The following is a 26451-nucleotide window of genomic DNA, read 5'->3' as shown; positions in this document are numbered from 1 at the left end:
CCAACCATCATTCTGGAGGGATCAGCTCGTGGAAAGAATTTCATGGAATCAATATTTTATGGCGCAAAGCCATTTGCTTGCTCTGCGAAGCACCTGTGAGCGGTTAGCTGTTGGGGCGACCATCGTCAGAGACAAGCGTATCATTGCAGGGGGATATAATGGCTCAATTGCTGGTGATGTCCATTGTGCAGATGTGGGATGCTATGTCATTGATCATCACTGCGTTCGCACCATCCATGCGGAAATGAACGCTATTTTACAATGTGCCAAATTTGGTGCACCTACAGCCGATGCTGAAATATATGTCACACATTTTCCTTGTTTGCAGTGCTGTAAAGCCATTATTCAAGCAGGTATTCGAACCGTGTACTATGCAAAGGATTATAAAAATCACCCATACGCCATTGATTTATTTGAGCAGGCAGGTGTTCAAACGGAACAAGTTGAACTCGATGAAATGATCATTGACTTAAAAAATCAAGAAAAATTAGCCTTTGTTGCAGATTTAATTGGCAAACTAAGTGAATCAGGACTTAGTGAATCAGAAATTCGCGATATGCATGAGAAGGCGAATCAATTATTTACTTCCTATGTTTAATTATTTGCCGTTTGGGGCAATTTCAGCAGCAGTTGGAATTGCTCTGGCTGCATATCATCTTCAGATGTATTTCCTTCTCTTTCTTCTCATCATCTTACTTCTCAGCCTACTGAAAAAAATTCCCAAACTCTTTCTCATGATCAGCCTATGTGGAGCTATCTATACTCTTATTTTTATGGTTCATGAGTTTTTTGAAACGGATCAACCTGTTCAAGAAAAATTCTTTTCCGGCTCTGTTGTGATTGAAACGATTCCGAAAACAGATGGCAATCGTTTTTCGGCAACTGTGTCAACAGAAGATGACCGATTAGCCGCTTTCTATACCATTCAAACAGAGCGTGAAAAAGAGACGTTAAAAGACGTAGAGCCGAGTATGAGCTGTCATATGACAGGTGAAGTTCGGGCGCCTAAACACGCAACCATTCCTAACGGGTTTCAATACGATCAATTTCTAAAATCAAAAGGCATTCGCGCTATTTTCTTACCGCAGTCAATCAAAGGCTGTACAAAAAATGATCGCCCTTCCTATTATCTTCAAATGATGAGGCAAAAGGGCTTAAAATTTTTAGAAGATCATGTGCCGAAAAACTCTGTAGGTATTGTACAAGCTCTTATTTTTGGAGACCGAGAATTGATTGATCCTGACACGCTAAGAGACTATCAAATGCTCGGCATTATTCATCTGTTAGCGATCTCAGGACTGCATGTGCAAACGCTTCTTGCCTGTTTATTTTGGTGTCTGCTTCGTGCCGGTGTGACAAGAGAGACAGCGCGTCTTCTTCTATTATGCTTTCTTCCTGTTTATGCTTGTTTGACAGGTGCTGCACCATCAGTTTTAAGAGCTTGCCTCATGGCAGGAATCTATTTAGTGATGACGAGCCTGCCAAAAGAAATGAAACAGCCTTCTGCTGTCGTATTAAGCGCAACGTTTTTATTCTTATTAGCGATTCATCCTTTATATCTATTCGATATCGGATTTCAGCTTTCATTCGTGGTAACGTTTTTTATTTTGTTATCGACCAAAATCTTATCACAAGCGAAAAGCGCAGTGATGCAGTTATTCCTTATCTCCTTTGTTGCACAGCTTGCCTCGCTTCCTGTTCTTTTATATCATTTTCAGCAATTTTCTTTGCTGAGCATCCCGTTGAATATGATATTTGTCCCTTTTTATACAACAGTTGTCCTGCCTCTGTCCTTACTCTTTTATCTTTGGTCTATCATTTATCTTCCGCTTGGACAAGTGTTGTTCCAGCTGCTTGATTCGGTCATCCAGCTAAGTCATCAGTTGTCAGCATATATGGCAGTTTTTGATGGGTTCAACTTGATTTTTATGAAATCGACTTGGTGGCATATTCTGCTTGAAGTGAGCGCCATTGTTTTTTTGCTATTTGTGATGGAGTGCAAAATGTCCGTGAAATCTTATGCCGTGCCGATTATATTACTCATTGGTGTCTTGAGTGCACACTATTTCACCCCGAATTTTCTCCAAAAAGGGGAGGTCACGATGCTGGATGTCGGACAAGGGGATAGTTTGTTTATTCAGCTCCCTTACCGAAAGGGACATCTACTTGTGGACACAGGTGGCAGACTTTCTTTTGATGATGAACCATGGAAAAAAAGACGTAAAGTGTCTACGATCGGTGATCAAACACTAATCCCGTTTTTCCATTCAAAAGGTATAGCAAAACTTGATGTGCTGATTCTCACGCATGCAGATCAAGACCACATGGGAGAGGCAGTTCGTCTAATCAAGCGAAATAAGGTAAAGCGGCTAGCCATACCAAAAGGTTTTGCCCGAAGTCCAGAAGATGCAAAGCTGCTAAAAGAAGCAGCTGAAAAAGGGATTATAATTGATGAATTAGAAAGAGGAGATCAGTTCCAAGTTGGAGAGCATATATTTGAGGTTCTTCACCCTTCGCAAGACCGGGTGACAAGTAAGAACAATGATTCACTTGTTCTAGCTTTTACTCTTGGCGGGAAACGCTTTCTGTTCACTGGAGATCTTGAACATGAAGGGGAACGAGATATTATAGTAGCCTATCCTCACCTGCAAGCAGATGTCTTGAAGGTTGGGCATCATGGGAGCAAAGGGTCAACAAGTGATGAGTGGCTTCGGCATCTGGAGCCGTCGCACGCACTCATTTCGGCTGGTGAACGCAATCGTTATCAGCATCCTCATCAGGAAGTCTTGAAAAAACTAAAGGATCATCAAACGAAGGTGTACCGCACAGATCGAGATGGGAGTGTGACCTTTGAATTTCTTGAGGAGAAAGGAACGTTTTACACGCATCCTCCATATGATATCTTACAAAATCAATAAAAAAACTGCCAAAACGGCAGTCATGTAACATTCATGAAGTTAAGATCCAACGAGGTGTATAATGGTTGCCAAAATAAACATTGAGGCGAAAAATCCGAATGTGACGATAAAACCAACGGCTGAGTCGGTCACATCATTCCGCTTGCTTTGAACATTTTTTTCAAATTCATTCATTTTCATCCCTCCTGGCTAATTTTAGTATACTTGAACTCATTTGGAATTGCTAGAAGGTAAAGTAACCGTTTTCCATTTTCATGATCATTTTATGAATATCGTCTGAAGCAAGCTGACCCGGGAGCTTGCACCAGACGTTTACTATAAATGAGGAGGCGGTACTTTCAGCTTCCTCTTTACTAATGTCTTCGCACACTTTAGGATAGAGGAGGAAGTGAAAGAGAGGGATTCAATTTATGGTTTTTGAGGTTTGGAACAATTTAAGAAGAGGGGATATCCATCCCGTTTATTGCTTATATGGAAAAGAAACGTATTTACTGCAAGAAACAGCAGCTAAATTAAGACAAGCTGTAGTAGACGAAGAGACAAAGGATTTTAATTTCTCTGTCTTTGATATGGAAGAGGTGCCGCTTGAACAGGCTGTGACAGATGCAGAAACCTTTCCGTTCATGGGAGAAAGGCGTCTCGTTGTGATCAAGAACCCTTATTTTCTTACAGCGGAAAAGAAAAAAGAGAAGATTGAGCATGAGCTTTCTCTGTTAGAAGCTTATTTAGAAAAACCGGCGCCTTATACCATTCTCGTCTTATTAGCACCATATGAAAAGCTGGATGAACGGAAGAAAATCACCAAATTGCTAAAAAAGAAAGCGGCTATGATTGAGGCAAAAGAGTTAAACCCAAAAGAAACAACGGATTTCACCATTACACTGGTGAATACAGAAGGAAAGGTGATGACATCTGAAGCGGCTGAGCAGCTTGTGATGCTGTGCGGCGGGAGCCTATCCTCATTGTTTCAAGAGGTGAGGAAGCTAAGTACATATATTGGAGAGCGAGAAGAAATTGAATTAACGGATGTCAATCAGCTCGTTGCAAGAAGCTTAGAGCAGAATATTTTCGAATTAATTAACCAAATTGTCAACAGACGCCGCTCTCAGGCCATGCAAATGTTTTATGATTTGCTGAAACAAAATGAAGAACCCATTAAAATATTAGCACTTATATCCACTCAATTTCGTTTGATTTTGCAGACGAAGTATTTCGCTCAGCAAGGATATGGGCAAAAACAAATTGCTTCAAATCTAAAAGTCCACCCATTCCGCGTCAAACTTGCTATGGATCAGGCAAGGCTGTTTTCAGAAGAAGAGCTGAAGCAGATTGTCAAAGAGCTATCAACGATCGATTATGAAATGAAAACGGGTAAAAAGGACAAGCAGCTATTGCTAGAATTGTTTCTGCTTCGCCTATTAGGCGCTTGAACATAAAAAAACGACCTTCTAAAAAGAGGGTCGTTTTTGTTTAGATGTATAATTGTCAGTCTGTCCTAATGGCTGAGCCGGTCAGGACGGACGTACAGTTAAACAGTTGCCTCATTACTGAGGCGTTGCAAGCATTATGCAGAAAGTCCGTTTACTTGTTTAGCAAGTCTTGACTTGTAACGCGCAGCTGCGTTTTTGTGTACAAGACCAGTTTTAACGGCTTTGTCAATGCGTTTTGCAGCAGAAGAAAGAGCAGCTTTTGCTTGCTCAGCATCGTTGTTAGCTACAGAAACTTCAACTTGTTTAATCGCAGTACGCATCGCAGACTTGATTGTCACGTTGTGTGCACGGCGTTCGTTATTCGTTTTTGTACGTTTGATCGCTGATTTAATATTTGGCATGTGTTTCACCTCCTAAGATACAACCTAAACACAATTGTCTTAAGGTTAAATCTTCACAATAGAACAAGTTGTATTCTATCAAACACACCTTTAGAATGCAATATAAATGTAAAGTATTTTTCATTGATGAAGCGCTCGAATGTTTCTTTCAAGAGATGGAAAGACTACTGTTAATTACTTGGTGGAAGGAGTCTTTTTATGGAGAAACAGAAACTTGATTTAAGTGCTTATCAAATTCGGACAGACTTGGCTGTTGAAACAAAAGAGATACTAGAACAAGAGAACGATCCGAATGTTGTCAAAAAGGATGGAATTGAAGGGATTGTCGAAAAGGAAAAAGAGGAGCACGGCATCCGTATACGAACGGTGGAGATTACGAAAGAAGGGGAGGAGCTGACCAGCAAAAAGGCAGGAACTTACTTGACACTTGAGGCGCAGGGCATTCGGGAGAAAGATTCTGAGATGCAGGAAAAAGTTGTTGAAGTTTTTGCCCATCATTTTGCTCAGTTTTTAAAAGATCGAGGTATTCAGACTGATGCAAGCTGTCTTGTAGTAGGGCTAGGAAACTGGAATGTCACGCCAGATGCGTTAGGTCCGCTCACGGTTGAAAGTCTTCTTGTGACCCGGCATCTCTTTGAATTACAGCCGGAAAATGTACAGGAAGGCTACCGCCCAGTGTCCTCTTTATCACCGGGAGTGATGGGACTGACTGGTATTGAAACAAGCGACATTATACAAGGCGTGATTGAGCGGTCCAAACCCGATTTTGTCATTGCAATCGATGCCCTTGCTGCTCGTGCAGTGGAACGGGTGAATACGACGATTCAAATCTCTGATACAGGTATCCATCCCGGTTCAGGTGTAGGGAATAAGCGAAAAGAATTAAGCAAAGAAACGTTGGGAATTCCAGTGATTGCGATTGGCGTTCCGACAGTGGTAGATGCAGTCACCATTGCAAGTGACACAATTGATTATGTCTTAAAGCATTTTGGTAGAGAACTGAGAGATGACAGGCCGTCCCGCTCTCTTGTGCCGGCTGGTTTGACGTTTGGGAAGAAAAAAGTACTAAACGAAGAAGACTTACCAGATGAAGAAACGCGTCAATCATTCTTAGGTATCGTAGGAACTCTTCCAGAAGAAGAGAAACGGCAGCTGATCCATGAAGTGCTTGCGCCGCTAGGGCAAAATCTCATGGTCACGCCTAAGGAAGTAGATACATTCATTGATGATATGGCAAACGTGCTCGCCAATGGATTAAACACAGCGCTTCATCAAAAAATCTCTCAAGATAACATGGGTTCTTATAATCATTAATCGGTTCTACTTTCTCTAGCTCGCTCATAGTGTAATTACTAGAAAGCGTGCTGGAGGGAGTAAATCATGAAAAAAAGACCCCGCCGTCCTCGACAGTTGGTCGTTGCGATTAATGGAACAAAAGTAGTCAAAAGCATTTTCTTATTTATAGCCTCGCTTGTTGTAGTGTTTGTGATGTCAGGGGCGTTGACATCTTTAAAACCTGAGCTGAGGCCACAAGCCTCGCTATATGGTGTAGCAGATGAGCTTTCCGGGGCGTTTTTCGCCACATTAATGGGCATGGAAAACCAATATTTCGCCTCAGCCGTCCCGAAAGATCAAAAAGGGTTTCATTTCTCTGGACTGTCACTCAAGCTTGCGACCAGTATCAATTTAGAAGACCCGCGTAGTTTTCTAGGGAGAGAACTTCCAGGCTTTGAACATTTTGATACAAAAATCATCTTAGCGGGTGAAGGAACAGATTATACCAACATGCCAATGGAATCGCCGCCGCCAAGTGAAGTCATTCAAGATGAAAAAGAAGCAAATTTAGCAGAGCTGGACAAGCTCGACAAAGATGTGCCAAAAAAGCCTGCGAAAGAGCCGGACCGGTCGACAGGAAAACGAAAAGCTGTGTACATTTACCATACACATAATACGGAATCATATTTACCTTTTTTAAAAGGAGAAACGAATCCAAACAATGCACGGCACTCAAAAGTGAATGTCACCCTTGTCGGCGACATGTTCGGAAAGGCGCTTGATCAGCAAGGAATCGGGAATACGGTCGACAAAACAGAAGTTGAAAAACGGCTTCTGCAAAAAGGACTAAAGTATCCCCAGTCTTATAATGAATCAAGACTGGTCGTAAAAGAAGCCTTAGCGAAAAATGATGATCTCGAATATTTAATCGATATCCACCGTGACTCAAGAAGAAAGAAAGACACTACTGCCGAGATCAAGGGGAAAAAATATGCGAGAATTGCGTTTGTTGTGGGAAAGAAGAATCAAAGCTATGAGAAAAACCTCGAGCTTGCGACGGAGTTCCACCATTTGATGGAGAAAAAATATAAAGGGCTCAGTGTCGGTGTGTTTGCCAAAGGCGAAATTGGTGATAATGGAATTTATAATCAAGATTTATCCGACAAAGCCCTTCTTTTAGAATTTGGCGGAGTGGATAATAATATGGAAGAATTGAAAAATGCATCCAATGCAGCAGCTGATGTCTTCAGTGATATATTCTGGGATGCGGAAAAAGTAGACGGCAAAGCAAAGGATGAGAAAAAACGTTCTTAAGGTGGTGACGGTGCATGGGATCATTTATTGGAAAAACCATTATTTTAGGACTGGTCTTGCTATTTGGCGTCTTTTTAGGAATGCAGCAGGCAAATAATGGCATGCTGCAAATGAAGGGTTACCATGACCCGCAATTAAAAGGCGCTTTCTCCATCCAAATGAACGACGAAGAAGAACGAGAAGCCTCTATCTTAGGAACGGCTGTTACAGAAAAGGATCTTGCCGAAAAACAAAAGCAGCTTGAGGAAATAGAGAGCTTTAATGCCTTCTCCAAGGCAGGAAAGGCGTTGTCTGATGGCATGACACATGCAGCTCGTTCTCTTTATGATTGGGTAAATGGAAAATAAATAAATCTACACCATATGACTAAAGCCGCTAATCAATGAGCGGCTTTTCTTGATTTCGATTGAATCTTTACAGCCCTATTGATATAATCTAACCTAGCGCAACCCGCGTTTTATAGTAGGAGTGATAGATTGTGACAGATAAAGAAAAACGATTAGAACGGCAATCAAGAATTCGAAATTTCTCCATTATCGCCCATATTGACCACGGGAAATCCACATTGGCCGACCGTATTTTAGAAAAAACAGCGGCGATTACGCAGCGAGAAATGAAAGAACAATTACTTGATTCCATGGACTTAGAGCGTGAACGCGGCATAACGATTAAATTAAACTCTGTCCAGCTGAAATATAAGGCGAAGGATGGAGAAGAATATATTATGCACCTGATTGATACACCAGGGCATGTCGACTTCACCTATGAGGTATCTCGAAGCCTTGCTGCCTGTGAAGGTGCGATTCTCGTAGTAGATGCAGCACAAGGAATTGAAGCACAGACACTTGCGAATGTTTATTTAGCTCTTGATAACAACTTAGAAATTCTTCCGATTATCAATAAAATCGATCTGCCAAGTGCAGAGCCTGAGCGTGTAAGAGGAGAAATTGAAGATGTCATCGGGTTGGATGCATCTGAAGCTGTTCTCACCTCTGCTAAGGCTGGTATTGGGATCGAAGATATTTTAGAACAAATCGTCGAAAAGGTGCCAGCACCTGCTGGAGACCCAGAAGCACCGCTTCAAGCTCTTATATTTGATTCTCTCTACGATGCGTATCGCGGCGTTATTGCGTACATACGAATTGTGGAAGGAACCGTCAAACCAGGTCAGAAAATCAAAATGATGGCGACGGGGAAAGAATTTGAAGTACTTGAAGTCGGCGTATTCACACCAAAAGCCATGCCGACAGATGAACTCACTGTTGGAGATGTTGGCTACTTAACAGCAGCAATTAAAAATGTCGGCGATACACGTGTGGGGGATACGATCACAAGTGCGGTAAACCCAGCGAAAGAAGCACTGCCAGGATACAGAAAGCTGAACCCAATGGTTTACTGCGGTCTTTATCCGATTGATACAGCGAAATATAACGATTTACGTGAAGCACTAGAAAAGCTTGAATTAAATGATTCTTCACTTCAATATGAGGCAGAGACGTCCCAAGCACTTGGCTTCGGTTTCCGCTGCGGCTTTCTTGGAATGCTTCATATGGAAATCATCCAAGAACGGATTGAGCGTGAATTTAAAATCGATCTCATTACGACAGCACCAAGTGTTATTTACGATGTGTATATGACAGACGGAGAAAAAATCATCGTCGATAACCCGTCAAATCTGCCTGATCCGCAAAAGATTGAGAAAATTGAAGAACCATACGTGAAAGCAACAATGATGGTGCCGAATGACTATGTAGGCTCTGTCATGGAGCTTTGCCAAGGAAAGCGCGGGCATTTCATTGATATGCAATACCTTGATGCAAACCGAGTGAGCATTGTGTACGAAATTCCTTTGGCGGAGATCGTGTATGAATTCTTTGATATGCTCAAGTCCAACACAAAAGGCTATGCGTCCTTTGATTATGAGCTGATTGGCTATCGTCCATCTACTCTAGTGAAAATGGACATCATGCTGAATGGCGAAAAAATCGATGCTCTTTCCTTTATTGTTCACCGCGATTACGCCTATGAACGAGGCAAGATCATCGTAGAAAAGCTGAAAGAACTCATTCCGCGCCAGCATTTTGAAGTACCAGTTCAAGCAGCGATTGGACAAAAAATCGTGGCTCGCTCTACCATTAAAGCGATGCGTAAAAACGTACTTGCTAAATGTTATGGTGGAGACATTTCCCGGAAAAGAAAGCTTCTTGAGAAGCAAAAAGAAGGAAAAAAGCGCATGAAACAAGTGGGCTCTGTTGAAGTCCCGCAAGAAGCATTTATGGCTGTGCTGAAGATGGACGACAGCACACCGAAAAAATAACATCCTCCTCAAGGCAACCTGCTTTACAATGTCAGCCTTGGCGTTTATAGTCGAAAACAAACAAAGGTGCCGCAGCGATAAACTGCGGCTCTTTACCTGTAAAGAAGGTGTCATCAAATGAAAGCAGCATACATTCACATTCCATTTTGTGAGCACATTTGCCACTATTGTGATTTCAATAAATTTTTCATTAAAACGCAGCCAGTCGATGAATACTTAGCGGCTCTTGAAAAAGAGATGCAGCACACGATCGAGCAAAAGGGCGAGCAAGAACTCAAGACGATCTTTATTGGCGGGGGAACTCCGACATCATTGACCGTTAGCCAGCTAGACCAGCTTATGAACAGTATTCACCATGTGTTAAAGCCGGCAAAAAACCTGGTTGAATTTGCAGTTGAAGCGAATCCAGATGAATTATCACTCGAGAAGCTACATGTGTTAAAAGAAGCCGGTGTCAATCGACTAAGCTTTGGCGTCCAAACCTTTGAAGATGATTTACTCAAAAAAATCGGACGAGTTCATCAAAAGAAAGATGTTCTCACGTCCTTTGAGAGAGCTAGAGCGGTTGGATTTGACAATATTAGCCTAGATCTTATGTTTGGCTTGCCGCATCAAGAAAAGCATCATGTCATGAATTCACTTGAGACAGCTTTCTCATTAGGAGCAGAGCATTATTCTGTCTACTCACTGATTGTGGAACCAAAAACGGTGTTTTACAACTTAATGCAAAAAGGAAAACTGCATTTACCGCCGCAAGAACGTGAGGCTGAAATGTATGAACTTGTGATGGATGAAATGGAGCGCCATGGATTACATCAATACGAAATCAGCAATTACGCCAAACCGGGCTTTGAAAGCCAGCATAACCTGACCTATTGGAGCAATGAAGACTACTTCGGTTTCGGTGCAGGGGCACACGGGTATGTAGATGGCATCCGAAATGTGAACGCAGGACCAGTGAAGCATTACTTGGAACTGATTGAGCAAACTGGGTTCCCGTATAAAGAAACTCATCAAGTCACAAAAGCAGAGCAGATAGAAGAAGAAATGTTTTTAGGCCTTCGAAAAATCGAAGGGGTGAAAAGTGCCGACTTCCAAGCCAAATATGGTGCTTCACCAGAAGCTCTTTTTCCCTCAGTTCTTGAAGAATTAGAAGAAAAAGGTCTCATTGTAAAAGATGACATTGGAATTCGTTTAACAAGAAAAGGGAAATTGTTAGGAAATGAAGTATTTCAAGCGTTTCTCGGTGAGTTATAATTGACATTTTAATTTGAGTTTGGTAATTTTGTTTATACAATTAGCACTCGTTGAAAGAGAGTGCTAACAGGGGTGATGATGATGTTAACAAATCGTCAGCTTTTGATTCTGCAAGTCATCATTAATGACTTTATTCGTTCGGCGCAGCCAGTTGGATCAAGGACTCTTTCTAAAAAAGAGGACATCACATTCAGCTCTGCGACGATTAGAAACGAAATGGCTGATTTGGAGGAACTTGGTTTTATCGAAAAGACCCATTCTTCATCAGGAAGAATTCCTTCAGAAAAAGGATATCGTTATTATGTAGATCATTTGCTCTCTCCGCGAAAACTGTCGTCTAAAGAGCTTGTGCTTATCCAGTCGGCTTTTCAGGAGAAAATTTTTGAGCTGGAAAAAACAGTTCAAAAATCGGCGGAAATTTTATCAGATCTCACAAACTATACATCGATCGTGCTTGGTCCAAAGCTGAGTGAAAATCGATTAAAGCAAATTCAGCTTGTCCCCGTTCAGCCAAATAAAGCCGTAGCAATCATGATTACAGACAGCGGACATGTTGAAAACAAAACCATTACCTTCTCTGAGCATCTCGATGTCTCCGATATTGAGAAGCTGATGAATATTTTGAATAGCCGCTTAGCTGGCGTTCCAATGGACCAGTTGAAGGACAGGATGTATAAAGAAGTAGTCATGCTTCTGCGCACACATTTAAAAGATTATGATCACATTTTAGATGCGCTTGGCAACACATTTACATCGACACAAAATGAATCAAAACTTTTCTTTGGCGGGAAGATTAATATGTTGAATCAGCCTGAATTTCATGACATCGACCGCATTCGCTCACTCATGATGCTGATTGAGCAAAAGAATGATGTCATGCAGCTGTTTCATCCAAATCAGCAAGGTATCACCATTAAAATCGGTTCAGAAAACAATTTGGAAGCAATGGAGAACTGTAGTTTGATCACAGCGACTTATTCGATTGATCAAAAATCACTCGGCTCCATTGCCGTCATCGGACCAACCCGCATGGATTACGGGCGAGTCGTTAGTCTTTTGCATCATGTATCAAAAGACTTGTCAAACGCACTTTCCAATTTGTATGATGAGTAGGGTGATAAAAAGATAGGGGCACTGCCCCTTCGTATTCTTGAATCTTTTGAGGGAGGTGAACACAATGTCAGAAGAAAAACAGACACCTGAGCAAGAAGCAGAGGTTGAAGCACAAGAAGAAGCAGTTCAAGCAGATACTGAGGAAGCAAAGCATGATGAACAGTCTGCCTTCCAAGAGAAAATCGATGAATTGCAGCAGCTTCTAGATGAAAAAGAAAACAAGATTCTGCGTGTTCAAGCAGATTTTGAAAACTATAAACGCCGTGCTCGAACTGAAGTGGAGACCGTGCAAAAATATCGTTCTCAACATGTTGTCAGCGATCTTCTCCCAGCTCTTGACAACTTTGAAAGAGCGCTTGGAATTGATCCAGACAATGAGCAGGCGAAAAGTTTGTTAGAAGGAATGCAAATGGTTTACCGCCAGCTGGTAGAAGCGTTGAAAAATGAAGGCGTTGAACCAATTGAAGCTGTCGGCAAAGAGTTCGATCCAAACCTTCATCAAGCCGTCATGCAAGTTGAAGATGAAAACTTTGATTCAAATATCGTAGTAGAAGAATTGCAAAAGGGCTATAAACTCAAAGACCGAGTTATTCGTCCATCAATGGTAAAAGTAAATCAATAACTACATAATGGGAGGTCATCGATTATGAGTAAAATCATTGGGATTGACTTAGGAACAACAAACTCATGTGTTGCAGTACTTGAAGGCGGAGAGCCAAAAGTCATTGCAAACGCTGAAGGAGCACGTACAACACCATCTGTTGTCGCTTTTAAAAATGGAGAGCGCCAAGTTGGTGAAGTAGCGAAACGCCAATCAATTACAAACCCGAACACAATCATGTCTGTTAAAAGACATATGGGTACAGACTATAAAGTAGAAGTTGAAGGCAAGAACTATACACCGCAGGAAATCTCTGCAATCATTCTTCAACACCTTAAATCTTACGCTGAAGGCTACCTTGGCGAAGAAGTAACAAAAGCTGTTATCACAGTTCCTGCTTACTTCAACGATGCAGAACGTCAAGCTACAAAAGATGCTGGTAAAATTGCTGGTCTTGAAGTAGAACGTATCATCAACGAACCAACAGCAGCTGCGCTTGCTTATGGTTTAGATAAAACAGATGAAGATCAAACAATCCTTGTATACGACCTTGGCGGCGGTACATTTGACGTATCAGTCCTTGAGCTTGGAGACGGCGTCTTTGAAGTACGCTCAACTGCTGGGGACAACCGTCTAGGTGGAGACGATTTTGACCAAGTGATCATTGATCACTTAGTAGCTGAATTCAAAAAAGAAAATGGCATTGACCTTTCAAAAGATAAAATGGCGCTTCAGCGTTTAAAAGATGCTGCTGAAAAAGCGAAAAAAGATCTTTCTGGTGTATCTTCTACACAAATCTCACTGCCATTTATCACAGCTGGAGATGCAGGTCCTCTTCACCTTGAATTAACGCTAACACGTGCTAAATTCGAAGAGCTTTCTGCAGATCTTGTAGAGCGTACAATGACACCTGTACGTCAATCATTGAAAGATGCTGGTTTATCTGCTAGCGAGATTGATAAAGTCATCCTTGTTGGTGGATCAACTCGTATTCCTGCAGTTCAAGAAGCAATCAAAAAAGAAACAGGCAAAGAGCCTCATAAAGGTGTAAACCCTGATGAAGTGGTTGCTCTTGGTGCGGCGATTCAAGGTGGAGTCATCACAGGAGATGTCAAAGACGTTGTTCTTCTTGATGTAACACCACTTTCTTTAGGAATTGAAACAATGGGCGGCGTATTCACAAAGCTGATTGAACGTAATACAACAATTCCAACAAGTAAATCTCAAGTATTCTCAACGGCTGCTGACAACCAAACAGCGGTAGACATCCATGTTCTGCAAGGTGAGCGCCCAATGGCAGCAGACAACAAAACATTAGGTCGTTTCCAATTGACTGACATTCCGCCAGCACCACGCGGCGTACCACAAATCGAAGTATCTTTTGATATCGATAAAAACGGTATTGTCAACGTACGTGCGAAAGATATGGGTACAGGCAAAGAGCAAAACATCACCATCAAATCTTCTTCAGGTCTTTCTGATGATGAGATCGAAAAAATGGTCAAAGAAGCAGAAGAAAATGCTGAAGCAGATGCGAAGAAAAAAGAAGAAATCGAAGTGCGCAATGAAGCAGATCAATTAGTGTTTACAACAGAAAAAACATTAAAAGATCTAGAAGGCAAAATCGATGAAGAGCAAGTGAAAAAAGCAAACGATGCGAAAGATGCACTAAAAGCTGCGATCGAAAAAGGCGAGTTTGAAGACATCAAAGCGAAAAAAGATGAGCTGCAAACAATCGTTCAAGAACTAACGACAAAGCTTTATGAAGAAGCTGCAAAACAAGCACAAGCTCAGCAAGAAGGCGCTGAAGGTGCTCAAAAAGCAGATGACAATGTAGTGGATGCAGAATACGAAGAAGTAAACGACGATCAAGAGAAAAAATAATCACCTTTACTTTTGAAAAAGACTGCTGAAACGTACTCGTCAGAAAGTCAAAGTCAGGATCTCTTGGCTTTGACTTTTTTTCTTTCCAACGATGAAAGCAATTGAAAAAGGTCAAATCAAAATGATACAATCGTACTTATGTGAGAAAATCGGGAGTGTGAAGAGATGAGTAAGCGTGATTACTATGAAGTGCTTGGCGTGAGTAAGAGCGCCTCAAAGGACGAGATCAAAAAGGCATACCGCAAGCTTTCAAAAAAGTATCACCCTGATATTAATAAAGAAGCTGGCTCAGATGAGAAATTCAAAGAAGTAAAAGAAGCCTATGAAATGCTTTCTGACGATCAAAAACGTTCGCAGTATGACCAGTTTGGTCATACCGATCCAAACCAAGGCTTTGGTGGCGGCGGTTTTGGCGGAGGAGGAGACTTTGGCGGCTTCGGTGGCTTTGATGACATCTTCTCTAGTATTTTTGGCGGCGGAGCCAGAAGAAGAGATCCAAATGCACCGCGTCAAGGAGCAGACTTGCAATATACAATGACGCTTTCATTTGAAGAAGCAGCATTTGGGAAAGAAGCAACGATTGAAATTCCTCGTGAGGAATCATGTGAAACATGTCATGGATCAGGGGCAAAGCCTGGAACAGATGCGAAGACTTGTTCACATTGCGGCGGCTCTGGTCAATTAAATGTTGAGCAGTCAACTCCGTTTGGTAAAGTGGTCAACCGCAGAGTATGTAACTACTGTAGCGGAACAGGAAAACAAATCGATCACAAATGTTCTACATGCGGCGGCTCTGGTAAAGTGCGTAAGCGTAAGAAAATCAATGTGACGATCCCAGCTGGTGTTGACGATGGTCAGCAGCTCAGAGTGTCTGGTCAAGGGGAGCCAGGTGTAAATGGAGGACCTCCAGGCGATCTATTTGTTGTGTTCCATGTGCGTTCGCATGAATTCTTCGAGCGTGACGGGGATGACATTTACTGCGAAATGCCGTTAACCTTTGCACAGGCTGCATTAGGTGACGAAATTGAAGTGCCAACATTACACGGTAAAGTGAAATTAAAAGTTCCTGCTGGCACGCAAACTGGCACGAAGTTTAGACTCAAAGGAAAAGGTGTGAAAAATGTACGCGGCTATGGCCAAGGCGATCAGCATATCGTTGTACGAGTCGTCACACCAACAAATTTAACGGACAATCAAAAAGATATCATTAGAAAATTTGCTGAAGTGAGCGGAAATAAACCGGACGAACAAGAAATGAGCTTCTTCGATAAGGTAAAACGCGCATTTAAAGGCGAGTAAGACGGATAAGGAGTTGGTAGTATTGAAGTGGTCAGAAATTAGCGTCCATACAACAAATGAAGCGGTGGAACCAATCACCAATATTTTGCATGAAGCAGGTGCGAGTGGTGTCGTGATTGAGGACCCGCTTGATTTAGTCAAGGAACGTGAAAATGTATACGGTGAGATCTACCAGCTCGATCCGAATGACTATCCTGAAGAAGGGGTCATCGTCAAAGCCTATCTTCCAATGAACAGCTTTTTAATGGAAACGGTAGATGAGATCAAAGAAGCCATCAACAATCTTCTTCTATACGATATTGACCTTGGACGAAATACGCTGTCCATTTGTGAAGTAAATGAAGAAGAATGGGCCACCGCATGGAAAAAATACTATCATCCTGTGAAAATCTCTGAAAAATTCACCATCGTTCCAACATGGGAAGAATATACTCCGGTTCATTCTGATGAACTGATTATTGAAATGGACCCAGGAATGGCATTTGGAACAGGGACACATCCAACAACCGTTCTTTGTATTCAGGCGCTTGAGCGCTATGTGAAGGAAAACGATACGGTGATTGATGTTGGAACAGGCTCTGGGATTTTAAGTGTGGCAGCAGCGATGGTTGGTGCAAAGGACATTCAAGCCTTTGATCTCGACACCGTTGCGGTTGAAAGTGCAAAGCAAAACATCGAGCTAAATGGTGTAAGCGAACAAGTGACGGTCAAGCAAAACAACTTACTTGATGGGATTTCAGGTGAACGTGATGTGATCGTCGCCAACATTCTCGCAGAAGTGATTTTGCGCTTTACAGATCAAGCCTATGACTTATTGAAGAAAGATGGCTATTTCATTACATCAGGCATCATTGGACAAAAGAAACTACAAGTCAAAACAGCATTAGAAGAAGCAGGTTTTGACATTGTTGAAGTGCTGTCAATGGAAGATTGGGTCAGCATTATAGCGAAAAAATAAAGCGAGTAGGTGTCAGGACACGTATGCAACGATATTTTATCGACCTCACGAAAGAAGAAGTGATTGCAAAGGGATCTATCGTCATCAATGGTGAAGATGTACATCACCTTTCCAACGTCATGCGCATGAAAGCAGGGCAGGAAATCCTTTGCTTAACGACAGACGGCTTTGAAGCGCTCAGTAAAATTGATACAATAACAAAGGAAGAAGTCATTTGTCACGTTGAAGGCTGGACAAATCAGAACAGAGAGCTTCCGGTAAGAGTAACAATTGCGAGCGGTCTCCCAAAGGGAGATAAGCTTGAGCTGATTATCCAAAAAGGCACAGAGCTTGGCGCAAGCGCATTTATCCCGTTTCAAGCGGCTCGTTCTATTACAAAAATTGACCAAAAGAAGTCACATAAAAAACGAGAGCGCTGGGAGAAAATCGCGAAAGAAGCAGCTGAACAGTCCTACCGGAATATCATTCCTCGTGTTGATCCAGTATCAACATTTAAAGAGCTGACTCAATTAGCTGGTGAATTCGATAAATGTGTCGTTGCATACGAAGAATCATCGAAAGAAGGAGAGCAAAGCCGCTTTCAAACTGTGCTCCAACAGATGAAAGGCGGACAAACCTTGCTAGTGGTTTTTGGCCCTGAAGGCGGTTTAGCAGAAAAGGAGATTGAAGCGCTTGAAACGCATGGTGCAGTCATTTGCGGGCTTGGACCACGCATTTTAAGAACAGAAACAGCTCCTCTTTACGCGCTTTCTGCTATATCTTATCAAACAGAGTTATTAAGAGGTGAATCATGATGGGAACAGTAGCGTTCCATACACTTGGCTGTAAGGTCAATCACTATGAAACAGAAGCGATCTGGCAGCTGTTTAAAGAAGCAGGCTATGAAAGAAAAGAGTACGAATCAAAAGCAGACGTATATGTCATTAATACATGTACGGTCACGAATACTGGCGATAAAAAAAGCCGCCAAGTCATTAGAAGAGCCATTCGTCATAACCCGGATGGTGTCATTTGTGTAACAGGCTGTTATGCGCAAACATCTCCAGCAGAAATCATGGCGATTCCTGGTGTTGATATTGTCGTGGGAACACAAGACAGACATAAATTACTCGGTTACATTGAAGAATATCGCAGAGAAAGACAGCCGATTAATGGGGTTGGCAATATTATGAAAGCACGTGTGTTTGAAGAACTCGATGTTCCTGCTTTTACAGACAGAACACGTGCGTCATTAAAAATCCAAGAAGGCTGTAACAATTTCTGTACATTCTGCATTATTCCTTGGGCTCGCGGACTTCTTCGTTCTCGTGATCCAGAAGAGGTCATCAACCAAGCGCAGCAGCTTGTGGATGCCGGCTATAAAGAAATTGTATTAACAGGTATTCACACAGGTGGATACGGAGAAGACTTAAAGGATTATAACTTTGCAAAGCTTCTGAAAGAATTAGATGGACGTGTCAACGGCTTAAAACGAATTCGTATTTCATCTATCGAAGCAAGTCAAATTACAGATGAAGTGATAGAAGTGCTTGATCAGTCAGATAAGATTGTCAGACACCTTCACATCCCGCTTCAATCTGGCTCTAATACAGTGCTGAAAAGAATGCGCCGTAAATATACGATGGAATTCTTTGCAGAGCGTTTAACAAAGCTGAAAAAAGCATTGCCAGGTCTTGCTGTCACCTCTGATGTGATTGTAGGATTTCCTGGAGAAACAGAAGAAGAGTTTTTGGAAACATACAACTTTGTCAAAGACCATCAATTTTCTGAACTGCACGTATTCCCTTACAGCAAACGTACAGGTACGCCAGCTGCAAGAATGGAAGATCAAGTGGATGAAAATGTAAAAAACGAACGTGTCCACCGCTTGATCGCTCTTTCTGATCAGCTTGCGAAAGAATACGCATCAGCTTATGAAGGAGATGTCCTAGAGATTATTCCGGAAGAATCCTTCAAAGAACAAGAAGGAAAGCACAATCTTTATGTGGGCTATACAGATAACTATATGAAGGTTGTTTTTGAAGGAACAGAGGACATGATCGGCCGTTTGGTCAAAGTGAAAATTACGAAAGCGGGTTATCCTTATAACGAAGGACAATTCGTTCGTATAAGCGATGAAGTACAAACAGACAAAGTGAGAATGACCTCATAATCAATCAAACACCGGTGCCAAAAGGGCAAGCCGGTGTTTTATTTTGATTGATTCGGTAAAAGGCATAAAATCAATGTGTGAAATGGACGGATGAACGGGAAGAAAAGCAAAGAGCTTGCCACATTAAACAGCAGGCTGAAGTGCGCAATTTGCTGTGCGGGAGCGTTTGCAAGAAGGGCGACGAATTCTGTCATCATGGCGAGAAATGGGAGACATAAAAGCACTCCGAGCACATTAAACAAAACGTGTGCATAAGCCGTTTGACGTGCTGCATAGCCGCCAGATATGGCAGCCATTACGGCTGTAATACATGTCCCAATATTGGACCCTAACACAAAGCTGATGCCTTCCTGAAGCCCAACCGTTCCTTCATTCATAAACCCCATTAAAATGCCGATACAGACGGAGCTTGAATGAACAATCGCTGTGAAGATAGTACCCGAAAGCAGCGCCGTCCAGTCAGAATGCTGCATCATTTCGAGAAAGCGCAATGTCTCAGGCTGACTTGTCATCATACCTGCAATTTTAGAAAAGCCTTGAATACAAAAAAAGATCATCCCGAGTCCAAATATACTTTTTCCTGCATGCCTAAAAGATTTTTTGCCTAACATCATGCATATCAGACCAGCTAGGATTAAAACCCACATGAAAACATCCATTTTAATGGCGATAAATTCTGTTGTAAACGTAGAGCCAATATTGGTACCAAGAATCATTGGAATGGATTTTTTAAAAGAGAGAATACCTGTACTGACAAAGCCAATCACGATGACCATAAACGCTGAACTGCTTTGAAGAATCCCTGTAAATACGATGCTGACTAAGAATGCTTTTACCGGATGATCTGTAAAGAGAAGAAGTGATTTCTCAATACGAGACGACGCAAGCGCCATTAATCCTTTTCTCAGCAAACCCATTGACCATAAAAAAATGAAAATAAGTGCACAAAAATAAATGATCGCCATCATAGAAAAGTCCTCCTCTTACCAATGAATATATGGACTTGTCTACCTGCTCATGACGAAAATATATTTCCAAATCACTTAGTTGACCTCACACTAGGCTTATATTATAATGTCTAGGTACATGTTTTACATGTATATCTTTTTTTAATGCAGTCGATTGGTGTATTCGGAGGGAGGGAAAGAGAATGTCAAAAACGGTCGTTAGAAAAAACGAATCGCTTGAAGATGCTCTTCGTCGCTTTAAACGCAGTGTATCCAAAACTGGAACATTGCAAGAAGCAAGAAAGCGTGAATTTTATGAAAAGCCTAGCGTAAAGCGCAAGAAAAAGTCTGAAGCTGCTAGAAAACGTAAATTCTAAAGAGGGTGGATTTTATGAGTCTTCTTGAGCAATTAAATTCTGATATGAAGCTTTTTATGAAAAACCGTGAGAAAGACAAGCTTGTTGTCATTCGGATGGTTAAGGCTTCGCTCCAAAATGAAGCAATTAAGCTTAAGAAAGACAGTTTGACCGGCGATGAGGAACTAACCGTCCTTTCCCGCGAGATTAAGCAACGTAAAGACTCCCTCCATGAATTTTCGAAAGCTAATCGCTTAGATTTAGTAGATAAAGTTCAAAAAGAGATTGACATCTTAGACGTTTATTTACCTGAACAGCTTTCTGAAGAAGAACTGCAAACGATCGTGAAAGAAACGATTGCTGAAACAGGTGCTTCATCGAAGACTGATATGGGTAAAGTCATGAGCGCTATTATGCCAAAAGTAAAAGGTAAAGCTGATGGAGCTGTCATTAACAGACTTGTCAGCGAACAGCTGTCTCAATAAAAAAGTATCCTTCTATTGTTAGAAGGGTACTTTTTTTATACCTTCATCATTCTGTCATATAAAAATGAAACCTATGATACATTTGTAACGTATGTAAAGGAACAGTAAAATGGAAGATAGAGAGGAGGGATCACCAAATAGATGAAAAAAATAAAAATTTCTATTGCTCTCTTCAGTTGTTTTATAATATGCTTATTATTAGGGGTTCAATTGACCGCGAAATCAGTAGATCAGAAAGTTCATGTTATCCCAATTGAAGATACAGTAGAAAAAGGACTTTCTCAATTTATTGAACGATCATTTGAGCAGGCAAAGTCCGAACGAGCAAAACATATCATTCTAGACATCAATACACCAGGTGGTGCAGTCGATGCTGCGCTTGAGATCGCAGATACCATTCGTGCGTCTGATATCCCTGTGACAGCGTTTGTGAATCATAGAGCGCTTTCAGCTGGGGCATTCCTTGCACTAAATGCCGATCAAATCTATATGACCCCAAATGGAAAGATGGGGGCTGCGGCGATCATTGATGGAGAAGGCAATGCTGCCGATCAAAAATCTGAATCGCTATGGCTTGCTGAAATGAGTGATGCTGCCGAAAAGCAGGGGCGTGATCCAAAGTATGCACTTGCAATGGCAGATGTAGATATAGACGCAAAAGAAGCTGGTGCACCAAAAGGAGAATTGCTCACCTTCAACACAGACCGTGCGCTTCAATTCGGTTATGCAGAAGGGGAAGCGAAAAATATGGATGACTTGCTTCAAAAGCTGAATTTAGCCGATGCTTCTGTTCAATACGATGAAGTGAGCTTTGCTGAAAAGGTTGCGCGCTTTCTCACGCACCCAATCGTCATTCCAATCCTTTTATCCATCGCAAGCTTAGGGTTAATTGTTGAGCTCTATTCTCCTGGCTTTGGGATTCCAGGCACCATGGGAGTGACAGCGCTTCTTTTATTCTTTTATGGTCATCTCGTGGCTGGTTTTGCAGGATATGAGACGTTGTTCCTGTTTATAGCAGGGATATTGCTCATGATTCTGGAATTGTTTTTGCCGGGGGGAATCGTAGGTGTCATTGGACTGATCTGTGTGGTTGTCAGCTTGTTTTTAGCAGCTGGAAGCTTTACAGAAATGGCGATTTCCATCTTGATTGCCACTGCTGTTTCAATCGTAGCAGTTATTTTATTGACAAAGGTGTTGGGGAAACGTATGAAATTTTTCAAAAAGTTCATTTTAACCGATTCAACCAATAAGGAAAGCGGTTATGTCTCAAATGAAACAAGAGAAGATCTTGTTGGGCAAATCGCGGTGACAGCAACCGCACTTCGTCCGTCAGGTACAATAGTATTTGGAGATGAGCGCATTGATGTTGTGTCAGAAGGTGCATTCATCGATAAGAATGAACAAGTAAAAATTGTGAAAGCGGAAGGCTCACGCATTGTCGTGAGGAAAGTATAGATAACTGATTTTATAGGAGGAATAAAATGGATCCATCTACTTTACTATTATTTGTGATTATCGCAGCAGGTCTGATCGTTCTATCGATCTTCTTCACCTTTGTACCGGTGATGCTGTGGATTTCTGCCCTAGCGGCTGGCGTAAAGGTAAGCATTTTTACACTTGTAGGAATGAGACTTCGCCGCGTTATTCCAAACCGAGTGGTCAACCCGCTTATTAAAGCACATAAAGCAGGTCTTGATGCGACGATTAACCAGTTAGAGAGCCACTATCTTGCAGGTGGTAACGTGGACCGAGTTGTGAACGCATTAATCGCAGCTCAACGCGCGAATATCGAATTGAACTTTGCACGCTGTGCAGCGATCGACCTAGCAGGCCGTGACGTACTTGAAGCAGTTCAAATGAGTGTAAACCCTAAAGTCATTGAAACACCATTTATCTCTGGTGTGGCGATGGACGGGATTGAAGTGAAAGCAAAAGCACGTATTACAGTTCGTGCAAACATCGACCGACTTGTTGGTGGTGCAGGGGAAGAAACGATTATTGCTCGTGTAGGTGAAGGGATTGTCTCTACAATCGGTTCATCAGATAATCATAAAAAGGTTCTTGAGAACCCTGATATGATTTCACAAACAGTTCTTGGTAAAGGATTAGATTCAGGTACTGCGTTTGAAATCCTCTCGATTGATATCGCAGATGTTGATATCGGTAAGAACATCGGGGCGATTCTGCAAACAGACCAAGCAGAAGCAGACAAAAACATTGCACAGGCAAAAGCGGAAGAACGCCGCGCAATGGCTGTTGCCCAGGAGCAAGAAATGCGTGCAAGAGTTGAAGAAATGCGCGCGAAAGTTGTAGAAGCAGAGGCTGAAGTACCACTTGCAATGGCTGAAGCATTACGTGAAGGTAATATTGGAGTCATGGACTACATGAATATTAAGAATATCGATGCTGATACGGACATGAGAGATTCATTTGGTAAAATGACAAAAGGTCCATCTGATAATGAAAACAAATAAGCATCCTCTCACGCTTTAAGGAGGGAGCCCAATGGACATTCTATTTGAAAATCCGTTACTAATTGCGATTATCATCGGTATCATCTCTGCTGTCTTTGGGAAAATCGGCAAACAAGAGGAGAACGAACAAAAGAATCAGCAAAACAAGCCAGCTCCTCAGCGTAAGCAGATGCCCCAAAAGCAAACAAAACAAACAAGTCCAGATCCAGTCGTGACAGATCAGATGGACGATTTCGGCGATGTACATGATCATGGCGGGATGAAGAAAAAAACATCTCAATCCTTACAGGACCGCTATACCGCTACACTTGCCGAAATGGAAGAAAGAAAAAGCGAGCTGAATAGAGAATTCCAATCGCTTGAAAGAGAACTGACAAGGCCAAAGGCTGCTTCTGCCGAAGTGAAGCCAAAGATCATTGAGAAGCTCAATCAAGATACAATTGTTCAGGGGATGATCCTTGGAGAAGTATTTGGAGAGCCGCGCGCGAAAAAGCCGCACAGAACGATGAAACGGCCATATAACAGATAAACGAGAAAGTCCCTTTATATAAAGGGGCTTTTTTTGTTTGACCTGATGGAGATTTCTTGCAGTAAAAATGCTGAAACGGCTGTTTTGCGGGATTCATTAGCATGATCTGAACCGCTGAGGAATAGGATGATATAGAGGCTTTCTCATCAGTCTCACCATCTTTCAGTTTGATCTCATACACATGAGGCGGGAAGGGGTTCTTATTGAATGGGAAAAAGAAAAAATCAACTTAAAGCATGGCTGACAAGAACACTTGAAATCCCTCCAGACGTCATGATGGATCTTCCCCGTATTACGATGGTTGGCAGACTCCACATTTACATAGAGAATCATAAAGGGCTTTTGCTTTTCAGTGATCAAGAGGTAAGGCTGATGCTCAAACAAGGACAATGCATTATTTCAGGGAAAGATTTTGTGATTAAAACGATTTTGCCAGAAGAGATCTTATTAGAAGGGAAAATCGATGAGGTCCGTTATATTGATTCTTAACTGACGGAGGGGAGAAGTGTGAAGAATAAATGGTTCGCCTATTTTATTGGCAGAGTGGAAGTGGAAATCAAGGGAAACGGCATTGAGCGGCTCATCAATGAGTGCACGAGACAGGGGATCACAATGTTTCAAGTGAGCCGCCGTCAAGACAGCGTGCGCTTATTTATTCGCTTATCAGATGTACATGCCTTCAGAAAAGTACAAAGACATCATGAGGTAACATGTTCATTTCATCAAAAGAAAGGATTTCCGTTCCTTCTCCTATGGTCAAGGAAGAATATTGGGTTTACCCTTGGGATTGTGTTTTTTCTAGTGACGATATTGGCACTTTCAAACATGGTGTGGAAAATTGATATTAAAGGGGCCAATCCAGAAACTGAACATCAGATGAGAAAGCATTTAGACGAGATTGGTGTGCAAAAAGGCCGTTTTCAGTTTCTAATGGGAACACCTGAAAAAATTCAAAAATCACTGACCGCCAATATTCAAAGCATTACATGGGTTGGCGTTGAACTAAACGGTACAACATTTCAAATGAAAGTTGTGGAAAAAAATGAGCCGGAAAAAGAGAAATATACGAGTCCTCAGCATATTGTGGCCAAGAAGAAGGCGGTCATCACGAGAATGTATGTGGAAAAAGGGGAGCCGCTTGCCGCAGTTGATGAACATGTGAAGAAAGGACAAATGCTCGTCTCTGGCCTCATCGGCAGCGAAGACCAGCAAAAAACGGTTGGTGCTAAAGCGAAAATTTATGGTGAAACGTGGTATCGTTCTGAAGTTTCTGTCCCTCTTCGAACATCTTTTGATGTCTTTACGGGTAAAATGAAGACAAAGCACAAGCTCTCAGCATTTGGAGGTTCAATGCCATTTTGGGGCTTTTCCTTTAAAAAGGGTGATTTTAAGCAGCCAAAAACAGAAACTGAAGTTCACCCACTCCATTTCTTAAACTTCCAGCTCCCATTTTCCTATGAAAAAGAAACGACACGCGAAAGCGAAAAAATAAACCGGACATACACAAATAAAGAAGCGGTTCAAGCAGGGATTAAAATGGGTAAAAAAGAATTAGAAGAGAAGCTAGGTCAAACAGGAGAGGTGAAAAATGAAAAAGTTTTGCACGAGACAACAGGGAATGGTAAAGTTAAGTTAATCATCCTTTACCAAGTAATAGAAGATATTGTTCAACCAACACCTATTGTTCAGGGAGACTAGAGAATGACAGAACATTTACTTGAAATTCAACAAAAATTAGATAGCCCAAACGAAGCCATTGCTTTATTTGGAAATCAAGATGCTTATCTGAAACTGATGGAAAACGAGCTGAATGTCTCCATTATTACGCGCGGAGAAAAGGTGTATGTTTCTGGTCAGGAAGCATCAAGAGAAACAGCGAGCCGTCTGATGACATCTCTCTTACATCTCATCCGAAAAGGAATTGAGATTTCTGAACGGGATGTCGTATATGCCATCAAAATGGCGCAAAAAGACAAGCTCAATTATTTTGAAAATATGTATGAAGATGAAATTACGAAAAATGCTAAAGGAAAGTCAATCAGGGTAAAAACCATTGGCCAGCGGGAATATGCTGCGGCGATGAAAAAAGATGACCTGGTCTTTGGAATTGGACCAGCTGGAACAGGGAAGACGTATTTGGCAGTCGTCAATGCCGTTCATGCACTGAAAAATGGACATGTGAAACGGATTATCCTGACAAGACCAGCTGTTGAAGCAGGAGAAAGTCTTGGCTTTTTACCAGGTGATCTAAAGGAAAAAGTAGATCCTTATTTAAGACCACTATATGATGCCTTGCATGATGTGCTTGGCAGTGATCATACGGAACGTTTAATCGAGCGCGGTGTGATTGAAATAGCGCCTCTTGCCTATATGAGAGGACGGACACTCGATGATGCATTTGTTATTTTAGATGAAGCGCAGAATACAACGCCTGCCCAAATGAAAATGTTTTTGACGAGACTTGGGTTTGGCTCTAAAATGGTCATTACAGGAGATATTACACAGATTGACCTACCGAAGGGCATGCAGTCTGGCCTTGCAGCTGCAAAGGACATGCTTGCAGAGATCAAGGGCATCTCATTTATTGAGCTAGACCAGACAGATGTGGTCAGACACCCGCTTGTGGCAAAGATCATCGGAGCATACGAAAAGCAAAAATGACCTTAGTGACCCGATCGTCTTCATCGGGTCATTTTGTTTCGATCGTGGTTTAAAGTAAAAAAGGAGGTACTTTCCTTGAG

Annotated in this window: 26 protein-coding genes; 23 read left to right on the top strand and 3 right to left on the bottom strand. The window is 41.8% G+C overall.

What is annotated here, in order from left to right; genetic code table 11:
- The first annotated feature begins 28 nt into the window (after positions 1-28).
- A complete protein-coding gene (locus MHH54_RS11805; RefSeq protein WP_044139437.1) occupies positions 29-598 on the top strand; it encodes a ComE operon protein 2 in 570 nt (189 codons plus the stop codon).
- On the top strand, positions 591-2918 hold the full coding sequence (locus tag MHH54_RS11800; RefSeq protein ID WP_342500916.1) for a DNA internalization-related competence protein ComEC/Rec2: 2328 nt from the start codon (positions 591-593) through the stop codon (positions 2916-2918). The genes MHH54_RS11805 and MHH54_RS11800 overlap by 8 nt, the downstream gene beginning before the upstream one ends.
- Before the next feature lie 39 nt (positions 2919-2957).
- On the opposite strand, the gene MHH54_RS11795 is transcribed toward MHH54_RS11800, so the two are convergent.
- Positions 2958-3092 (bottom strand): YqzM family protein, encoded by a 135-nt coding sequence (locus MHH54_RS11795; protein WP_012010638.1) that lies wholly within the window; start codon positions 3090-3092, stop codon positions 2958-2960.
- A 236-nt stretch (positions 3093-3328) separates the two neighbouring features.
- On the opposite strand from MHH54_RS11795, the gene holA reads away from it, so the two are divergent.
- The gene (holA, locus tag MHH54_RS11790; protein ID WP_342500270.1) at positions 3329-4348 is read left to right on the top strand and encodes a DNA polymerase III subunit delta; all 1020 of its coding nucleotides are present in this window, start codon (positions 3329-3331) and stop codon (positions 4346-4348) included.
- Between the two features lie 134 nt (positions 4349-4482).
- On the opposite strand, the gene rpsT is transcribed toward holA, so the two are convergent.
- The gene (rpsT, locus tag MHH54_RS11785; RefSeq protein ID WP_003217506.1) at positions 4483-4749 is read right to left on the bottom strand and encodes a 30S ribosomal protein S20; all 267 of its coding nucleotides are present in this window, start codon (positions 4747-4749) and stop codon (positions 4483-4485) included.
- A 198-nt stretch (positions 4750-4947) separates the two neighbouring features.
- On the opposite strand from rpsT, the gene gpr reads away from it, so the two are divergent.
- The 12 genes from gpr to mtaB all read left to right on the top strand — a co-directional run bounded on the left by gpr (position 4948) and on the right by mtaB (position 18919).
- On the top strand, positions 4948-6063 hold the full coding sequence (gene gpr / locus MHH54_RS11780) for a GPR endopeptidase (RefSeq protein ID WP_342500269.1): 1116 nt from the start codon (positions 4948-4950) through the stop codon (positions 6061-6063).
- A 66-nt stretch (positions 6064-6129) separates the two neighbouring features.
- The gene (locus tag MHH54_RS11775) at positions 6130-7338 is read left to right on the top strand and encodes a stage II sporulation protein P (RefSeq protein WP_106029129.1); all 1209 of its coding nucleotides are present in this window, start codon (positions 6130-6132) and stop codon (positions 7336-7338) included.
- Between the two features lie 14 nt (positions 7339-7352).
- The gene (locus MHH54_RS11770; protein ID WP_044139432.1) at positions 7353-7685 is read left to right on the top strand and encodes a YqxA family protein; all 333 of its coding nucleotides are present in this window, start codon (positions 7353-7355) and stop codon (positions 7683-7685) included.
- 131 nt (positions 7686-7816) lie between these two features.
- On the top strand, positions 7817-9655 hold the full coding sequence (lepA, locus tag MHH54_RS11765) for a translation elongation factor 4 (protein WP_050943735.1): 1839 nt from the start codon (positions 7817-7819) through the stop codon (positions 9653-9655).
- A gap of 117 nt (positions 9656-9772) precedes the next feature.
- Positions 9773-10912 (top strand): radical SAM family heme chaperone HemW, encoded by a 1140-nt coding sequence (gene hemW, locus MHH54_RS11760; protein WP_342500268.1) that lies wholly within the window; start codon positions 9773-9775, stop codon positions 10910-10912.
- Between the two features lie 81 nt (positions 10913-10993).
- Complete coding sequence (hrcA, locus tag MHH54_RS11755) at positions 10994-12025, top strand: heat-inducible transcriptional repressor HrcA (RefSeq protein ID WP_003217350.1); 1032 nt, start codon at positions 10994-10996, stop codon at positions 12023-12025.
- Positions 12026-12089: 64 nt separating this feature from the next.
- Positions 12090-12647 (top strand): nucleotide exchange factor GrpE, encoded by a 558-nt coding sequence (gene grpE / locus MHH54_RS11750; protein ID WP_003217485.1) that lies wholly within the window; start codon positions 12090-12092, stop codon positions 12645-12647.
- A 24-nt stretch (positions 12648-12671) separates the two neighbouring features.
- Entirely contained in the window at positions 12672-14510 is a 1839-nt protein-coding gene (gene dnaK, locus MHH54_RS11745) for a molecular chaperone DnaK (RefSeq protein WP_050943738.1), read from the top strand.
- Between the two features lie 165 nt (positions 14511-14675).
- Positions 14676-15809 (top strand): molecular chaperone DnaJ, encoded by a 1134-nt coding sequence (gene dnaJ, locus MHH54_RS11740; RefSeq protein WP_342500267.1) that lies wholly within the window; start codon positions 14676-14678, stop codon positions 15807-15809.
- 22 nt (positions 15810-15831) lie between these two features.
- Positions 15832-16767, top strand: a complete 936-nt coding sequence (gene prmA / locus MHH54_RS11735; protein WP_003217481.1) for a 50S ribosomal protein L11 methyltransferase — start codon at positions 15832-15834, stop codon at positions 16765-16767.
- A gap of 23 nt (positions 16768-16790) precedes the next feature.
- Positions 16791-17561, top strand: coding sequence for a 16S rRNA (uracil(1498)-N(3))-methyltransferase (locus MHH54_RS11730; protein ID WP_106032752.1), 771 nt, complete (start codon positions 16791-16793; stop codon positions 17559-17561).
- Positions 17561-18919 (top strand): tRNA (N(6)-L-threonylcarbamoyladenosine(37)-C(2))-methylthiotransferase MtaB, encoded by a 1359-nt coding sequence (gene mtaB / locus MHH54_RS11725; protein WP_106032753.1) that lies wholly within the window; start codon positions 17561-17563, stop codon positions 18917-18919. The genes MHH54_RS11730 and mtaB overlap by 1 nt, the downstream gene beginning before the upstream one ends.
- Before the next feature lie 38 nt (positions 18920-18957).
- On the opposite strand, the gene MHH54_RS11720 is transcribed toward mtaB, so the two are convergent.
- A complete protein-coding gene (locus MHH54_RS11720) occupies positions 18958-19887 on the bottom strand; it encodes a Na/Pi symporter (protein WP_003217427.1) in 930 nt (309 codons plus the stop codon).
- Positions 19888-20069: 182 nt separating this feature from the next.
- Here MHH54_RS11720 and rpsU point away from each other — a divergent pair, with 182 nt between their 5' ends.
- From rpsU to MHH54_RS11680, 8 genes are all read left to right on the top strand, one after another.
- Positions 20070-20243: a 30S ribosomal protein S21 gene (gene rpsU / locus MHH54_RS11715; RefSeq protein ID WP_003152957.1), complete on the top strand. Its 174-nt coding sequence runs from the start codon at positions 20070-20072 to the stop codon at positions 20241-20243.
- Between the two features lie 14 nt (positions 20244-20257).
- Positions 20258-20707 carry a GatB/YqeY domain-containing protein gene (locus MHH54_RS11710; RefSeq protein WP_003217508.1) on the top strand — a complete coding sequence of 150 codons (450 nt, stop codon included), beginning with the start codon at positions 20258-20260 and terminating at the stop codon, positions 20705-20707.
- Between the two features lie 141 nt (positions 20708-20848).
- Positions 20849-22162, top strand: coding sequence for a nodulation protein NfeD (locus MHH54_RS11705; RefSeq protein WP_106029130.1), 1314 nt, complete (start codon positions 20849-20851; stop codon positions 22160-22162).
- Positions 22163-22188: 26 nt separating this feature from the next.
- The gene (gene floA, locus MHH54_RS11700; RefSeq protein WP_003217317.1) at positions 22189-23181 is read left to right on the top strand and encodes a flotillin-like protein FloA; all 993 of its coding nucleotides are present in this window, start codon (positions 22189-22191) and stop codon (positions 23179-23181) included.
- A gap of 31 nt (positions 23182-23212) precedes the next feature.
- Complete coding sequence (locus tag MHH54_RS11695) at positions 23213-23710, top strand: hypothetical protein (protein WP_003217339.1); 498 nt, start codon at positions 23213-23215, stop codon at positions 23708-23710.
- Positions 23711-23917: 207 nt separating this feature from the next.
- On the top strand, positions 23918-24199 hold the full coding sequence (gene yqfC, locus MHH54_RS11690; protein WP_003217398.1) for a sporulation protein YqfC: 282 nt from the start codon (positions 23918-23920) through the stop codon (positions 24197-24199).
- A gap of 18 nt (positions 24200-24217) precedes the next feature.
- The gene (gene yqfD / locus MHH54_RS11685) at positions 24218-25408 is read left to right on the top strand and encodes a sporulation protein YqfD (RefSeq protein ID WP_342500266.1); all 1191 of its coding nucleotides are present in this window, start codon (positions 24218-24220) and stop codon (positions 25406-25408) included.
- Between the two features lie 3 nt (positions 25409-25411).
- Positions 25412-26371: a PhoH family protein gene (locus tag MHH54_RS11680; protein ID WP_003217430.1), complete on the top strand. Its 960-nt coding sequence runs from the start codon at positions 25412-25414 to the stop codon at positions 26369-26371.
- Positions 26372-26451 lie beyond the last annotated feature (80 nt).

The organism is Bacillus sp. FSL K6-4563, assembly GCF_038630405.1.
Taxonomy (GTDB): domain Bacteria; phylum Bacillota; class Bacilli; order Bacillales; family Bacillaceae; genus Bacillus; species Bacillus pumilus.
Note: the sequence above shows the minus strand (reverse complement) of the source record. Positions and strands in the feature narration are given on the sequence as shown.